The organism is Xenorhabdus sp. NBAII XenSa04, assembly GCF_963866145.1.
In the GTDB taxonomy this organism is placed as follows: Bacteria; Pseudomonadota; Gammaproteobacteria; order Enterobacterales; family Enterobacteriaceae; genus Xenorhabdus; species Xenorhabdus indica.
Window position 1 is genome coordinate 1 of record NZ_CAWMEB010000426.1, and the last position, 5,623, is coordinate 5,623.

At 44.3% G+C, this 5,623-nt stretch carries 7 protein-coding genes; all 7 read left to right on the forward strand.

The features are described from left to right. Nucleotides 1-672: type VI secretion system tube protein TssD (tssD, locus tag AAC147_RS17675; protein ID WP_231571478.1), on the forward strand; the 672-nt coding region annotated here is incomplete at its 5' end. 4 nt (nucleotides 673-676) lie between these two features. Beyond that, complete coding sequence (locus tag AAC147_RS17680; RefSeq protein WP_047683320.1) at nucleotides 677-1,852, forward strand: hypothetical protein; 1,176 nt, start codon at nucleotides 677-679, stop codon at nucleotides 1,850-1,852. A 1-nt stretch (nucleotide 1,853) separates the two neighbouring features. Then, nucleotides 1,854-2,252 (forward strand): hypothetical protein, encoded by a 399-nt coding sequence (locus tag AAC147_RS17685; RefSeq protein ID WP_052189620.1) that lies wholly within the window; start codon nucleotides 1,854-1,856, stop codon nucleotides 2,250-2,252. A 127-nt stretch (nucleotides 2,253-2,379) separates the two neighbouring features. Further along, nucleotides 2,380-3,534 (forward strand): phage major capsid protein, encoded by a 1,155-nt coding sequence (locus AAC147_RS17690; protein WP_047683322.1) that lies wholly within the window; start codon nucleotides 2,380-2,382, stop codon nucleotides 3,532-3,534. Between the two features lie 42 nt (nucleotides 3,535-3,576). Beyond that, nucleotides 3,577-4,125, forward strand: coding sequence for an HK97 family phage prohead protease (locus tag AAC147_RS17695; RefSeq protein WP_047683324.1), 549 nt, complete (start codon nucleotides 3,577-3,579; stop codon nucleotides 4,123-4,125). Between the two features lie 2 nt (nucleotides 4,126-4,127). Continuing rightward, nucleotides 4,128-5,345 (forward strand): phage portal protein, encoded by a 1,218-nt coding sequence (locus AAC147_RS17700; protein WP_047683326.1) that lies wholly within the window; start codon nucleotides 4,128-4,130, stop codon nucleotides 5,343-5,345. Further along, a partial coding sequence (locus AAC147_RS17705; protein ID WP_047683328.1) for a phage head closure protein occupies nucleotides 5,342-5,623 on the forward strand: 282 nt, incomplete at its 3' end. The genes AAC147_RS17700 and AAC147_RS17705, both read left to right, overlap by 4 nt.

A 5,623-nucleotide genomic window follows, 5' to 3' on the forward strand; every position in this document is an offset into this window, starting at 1 on the left:
GGATACATCGGAAACCGCTATCAGACAGGCCGGGAAGACGAAATACAGGTACTGAGTGTCAATCATTCAGTGAGCCGCGATCAGAGTGCACATCATCACCCAGTCAGCTTTACCAAACCCATTGATAAATCCTCACCTTTGTTAGCAATGGCAATTGACGGAAACGAATTGCTGGAAGCGCGCTTTATGCACTATCGGACAAGCCCGATGGGACAACTGGAACTCTTTTACGAAATTAAACTGACAGGCGCAACGGTTGTCGATCTGGCCTACAATTATCCCCATTCCATCAATGACAACGGCGCAATCCCCCATGAAGTGGTGATGCTCGATTACAAATCTATCGCGTGTAACCACATTGCTGCGGGGACTTCGGGCTACAGCATTACACAATTAGCCGGACGTGAAGAAGGCAAGCCGCTTTTGTCTGGGTTCTCGAATGTGAAGCCACTTAAGAAGCCACTGGTTGAAGAAACTCTGGTAAAACCCGCTAAACATCATGCTCGCTATCGTTGTGTGGATGATGACGGCAATCTTTTAGCCGAACGCAAGTATCGGGTTTGCCTGCCGGATGGACAGATAAAGGAAGGAAAGACGGATAAACAAGGTTATACCCAATGGCATCTCACGGATGACAAAAATAACCTGAATTTTCATATTTTAAAGGATTAATACTATGCCGACTTATACCGTTTACACCAAAATAGAATCAAATGTGCCTGCCGAAAACCTGCTGTATGATTTAATCATTTATCGTAAGGACGCAAAAGGAAACCATCATATATTGCTTGATATTTTTCAGGCACAATTACAGAGCAATTATGAAACTCAACAGCATGTCACTGAAGAAACAGACGATGACCTTTCCGTGACGTATATTATGCAAATCATGCTTTACCGCAAACATGGTTCAAATACGATTCAGGCACTGCAAGCCCCTTTTAGAAAGATGTATACACTGGGGGAATTCGTAGAAGGTAAAGCCTGCTCGGATAAAAAACGAGAGAATGCCTGTTATTTTGAAAGTACGATTGAAACAAAACCTGTTAGCGATGGGGATAATACCGTTGAATTAAAACTTACTGTTCCTGAAAGAGCGTTTATTGCGAAAGAATATCCAATTGGTCACAAAGATGATCCATTTGAAAAAAGTAAATTTGAATCAGAACTCCAGAACCGGATTTCTAAAAGAAGCGTTCCCGATCAGGGTGGTGCAAGTTTATGTGGTCCTGCGGCATTTTTTTATTGCTTACAAATGGACAGACCAGATATTTATGAACAAGCAGCTCGTGAGTTATGGGAACATGGAAGAACCAAAATTGGTCAATTAGAGATTAAGCCGGGTGATGGTTGTCGCCATCCTAAAGGAACTTTTTATAACGAGTATGGTACAAGAATATCTGGGTTAGATTGGTTGACATTAGCAAGTTTAAGAGATTCAGAAAATATTATTTTTAGCTATGATGAAGTTAATGATCAGGTTGCTGGTATTACAATGTGGGGAATGTTAACAGAATGGTTTGAAAAGGCTGGGTATGAAAAAATATTTAGTAATGTAGGATTATCTCATTGCAATATGAATGACTTAATGACTCTTAATGATTATGCATCGCAAGGATATAAAGTAATTACATTGATATCTGACACTATGTTAGGAATGGGAAGAAATAATGGTATTACATATAAAAGTCATTGGATTGTATGGAGTGGAATAGTGAAAGAAAATAATCAACAAGTTGAACTTGAATTATTCTCATGGGGTGACACATACCAACAAATAAAAAGAAATACCACAATGGATTCTTTTTTGAGTCAATTATTTGGAGGATTGGTTTTTAAACCATTAAAATAAAATGAATAAATATTTAATGATAATGGCTGTTTTCTTTCTCACTGCCTGTGGTAGTTCCGTTTCATTTTCACCTAAAGAAAACGAACTACCTGATGCTAAAGTGGGTGAGTCGTATTATAGCACTATAAATATAGAGGGTGGACGTGTTATAGGGATGCTAACTGGTAATAGTGTAAAACCGGATAATTTAGGACTACATGCCAAACATTGTGAATTACCCAAAGAGGTGATAACAAAAAACACCATATCAAAAAAGGATAATAACTGTATCATAATAAGTGGTATTCCTGCCAAAGCAGGAACGGCAACAGTTAATATACATGGAGCTATCTATGGTAATATGTTTAAAAGCTCCGAGGAATTTAATAAAACCTACACTATAAAAGTAAAAAATAAATAGCCATTAGAAAAATGGCGATTTAAGTCGCCATTTTTGTATGCTAGCCCAACATAATAATAATCATTTATTTTATTTTTCATGATGTTAAAAAGTTATTTATTGAAAAATAACTATTCCGAAACACACCATGAAAAAAATACTTGAATTACGCCAGCAAAAAGTCGATTTAAACCAGCAAATGCGCTCATTACTTACCAAAGCCGAAGATGAAAAGCGCTCACTCAATGCTAATGAAGCCAAACAGTTCGACGAGCTGCGCAGCCAGTCTGATTCTCTGAATACGGAAATTGCTCGTTATGAGGCATTATCTGATGAAGAACGCAGCCAAGCCAAAAACCAGCCGATCAATAACAAACTCAATAATGACGAATTGCGCCACTATATCCTGACCGGAGAAACTCGCTCCTTATCTACGGGAGTTCCGGCAGACGGTGGCTATACCGTTATCCCTGAGCTGAACAGGCAAATCATGCAGCAACTGGCTGATGAGTCGGTCATGCGCCGGATTTGTACGATTAAGACCACGCGCAGCAATGAGTATAAACAGCTTGTTTCGGTCGGGGGTGCAGCGGTTGCTCATGGGGAAGAAGGCAAGGCGCGTAGTGAGACGGCGACACCGACGATGGAAGAAGTCAGCATCAAGTTGTTTCCTATCTATGCCTACCCCAGAACCACCCAAGAGATCATCGATTTTAGCGATGTGGATATCTTAGGCTGGTTAACCTCAGAAATCGCAGATACGTTCGTTGATACCGAAGAAACCGATCTGGTGAGTGGTGACGGCAGCAAAAAAGCAAAAGGCTTCCTGTCGTATCCCCGTGATAACAAAGCCGATAAGGTTCGCACATTCGGTACACTACAAAAGCTGGAAGCAACCAGCCTTGAAGCCGATAGCCTGATTGACCTGAAATTCTTGCTCAAAAACAAATACCGCAAGAACGCGGTGTGGGTGATGAATTCCACAACTGCCGCCAATGTACAGAAGCTGAAAAATGGCAATGGCGATTATATCTGGCGTGAACGTCTGCAAGCGGGTGATCCTGATATGTTGCTGGGCTTGCCTGTCCATTATCTCGAATTTATGCCCGATAACATCATTAGTCTGGGCGACTTCAACCGCGGTTACTTTATCGTTGACCATCAAACGGGCATTCGTACCCGTCCTGACAATATCACCGAACCGGGATTTTATAAGGTACATACCGATAAATATCTGGGCGGCGGGCTGGTGGATTCCAACGCAATCAAGGTGCTGGAAATCAAAGGCACTAAAGCGGGTTAACGGTAAGGGGCACTGCGCCCCTTTGTAATCTGGAATCTACCAATGAAAAATGATTTTGAAATCCGCACTGCTTCCCTTTCTGCCAGTGATAAGAAACTGTCAGGCTATGTGATTAAGTGGAACAGCCGATCACATATCTTGTGGGATGAGTTTATCGAACAGTTCGCCCCGAATGCCTTTAGCGCCAGTCTAGCGGCAAGTGCTGATATCAGGGCACTGTATGAACATGATCATATGAACCTGTTAGGCCGTACCACATCTGGAACATTGCAACTTAGCGAAGATGCCACCGGATTACGTTTCGAACTCACCCCGCCTGATACGCAATTAGGGCGTGATGTGCTGACACTGGTTGAGCGTGGTGATATTCAGGGCATGTCCTTTGGTTTTCGTGCCATTAAAGATCAGTGGGATACCAGCCAAACACCGTATGTCAGAACCGTCTTAGAGGCTGAATTACGGGAAATTACTGTCACCAGTTTACCCGCCTACCCTGAAAGCGGTGTTGAGATTGCCAAACGATCCCTGAATGTGGTTAAGCCTTGTTATGTGGATTTGCGCCATTACTGGCTGCAATTGTCTGAGGCGTGATTATGTGGCCTTTTAAGCGAAAAGCCTCTGAGACTCGTAGTATCAGCATTGATGAGTTTCTTTCTCTGGCGGGTATGTCTAATACCAAATCCGGCGAGCATGTTTCCCCCTCGACCGCCGAAGGTTTACCAGCGGTGATGAATGCCATCACGGTGATTAGTGAAGCGGTAGCAACAATGCCCTGTTATCTCTATCGAGTAAAAAATAGTCACGGCACAGAGTCCCGTGAGTGGTTAAGTGATCATCCGGTTGATTACCTGCTCAATGAATGCCCGAACGATTGCCAAACACCGTTTCAGTTTAAGCGAACGCTGATGCGTCATTGCCTGTTAAATGGCAATGCGTATGCAGTCATAGTCTGGGGAAAAGACGGACAACCACATTCGTTGCACCCTTATCCGCCGTCAGCAGTTGTCCCACAGAGATTATCGGATCACCGCTTTGCTTATATCATTACCGAACCCTATAGAGGCAAGGTCAGAACCTATCTACAGGAAGAAGTTTTACATTTACGCTATGCCACGGAAGACGGTTTTCTTGGTCGCTCACCGGTCACGATTTGCCGTGAAACGCTGGGTTTGGGGTTGGCGCAACAGCGCCACGGTGCAAGCATTATGAAAGAGGGCATGATGGCAGCGGGCGTGATTAAAGCCGCTGACTGGCTGGATGGCATCAAGGGTAATAAAGCGTTGGAAGCCCTCGAACGTTATAAAGGCGCTCGTAATGCAGGCAAAACGCCCATTCTTGAGGGTGGGATGGAATATCAGCAATTAGGGATGAGCAATCAGGATGCAGAATGGCTGGCCTCCCGTCGTTTCACCATTGAAGATATCGCCCGGATGTTCAATGTCAGTCCTATCTTTCTGCAAGAGTATTCGAACAGTACCTACAGTAACTTTAGCGAAGCGTCACGCGCATTTCTGACGATCACCATGCGCCCCTGGCTTGCCAATTTCGAACAGCAAATCAAATCCACCTTACTGATAAATTCACCAAAACGAGGCATTCGCTACCAAGTCGAATTCGACACAGCCGATCTGCTTCGCGCCAATCCGAAAGAACGCTTCCAGAGTTATGAAACGGCGATTAAATCTGGTGTGATGTGCCCGAATGAAGCCCGTGAACGGGAGGGATTATCACCCCGTGCCGGTGGCGATGAATTCAGTCAGGCATGGAAGCAAACCGTGGAAATCAAACAACAACCGGAGGGGAAGGCATGAGAGCAGGCAGATTACGGCATCGGGTGACAATCCGAAAAAATGAAGCCAGTCGGGGTAAATTCGGTGAAGTACTCAACAACTGGGTAGATTTAGCCACGGTCTGGGCAGAAGTCCAAGCCATTAGCGGGCGGGAGCTGGTGGCATCCGGTGCGGTGTTCTCAGAAGCCACCGTGCGTATCTGGCTGCGTTATCGTGCTGATGTGACCACAGCGAACAGCATTACCTTTCACGGAGCGAACACGACGGGCACAGCTTTTAGCATTATGGCGGTCATCCCC

Coding starts and splice junctions, on each gene's coding strand:
- AAC147_RS17680 (WP_047683320.1), top strand. CDS start 677: ATGCCGACTTATACCGTTTACACCAAAATAGAATCAAATGTGCCTGCC.
- AAC147_RS17685 (WP_052189620.1), top strand. CDS start 1,854: ATGAATAAATATTTAATGATAATGGCTGTTTTCTTTCTCACTGCCTGT.
- AAC147_RS17690 (WP_047683322.1), top strand. CDS start 2,380: ATGAAAAAAATACTTGAATTACGCCAGCAAAAAGTCGATTTAAACCAG.
- AAC147_RS17695 (WP_047683324.1), top strand. CDS start 3,577: ATGAAAAATGATTTTGAAATCCGCACTGCTTCCCTTTCTGCCAGTGAT.
- AAC147_RS17700 (WP_047683326.1), top strand. CDS start 4,128: ATGTGGCCTTTTAAGCGAAAAGCCTCTGAGACTCGTAGTATCAGCATT.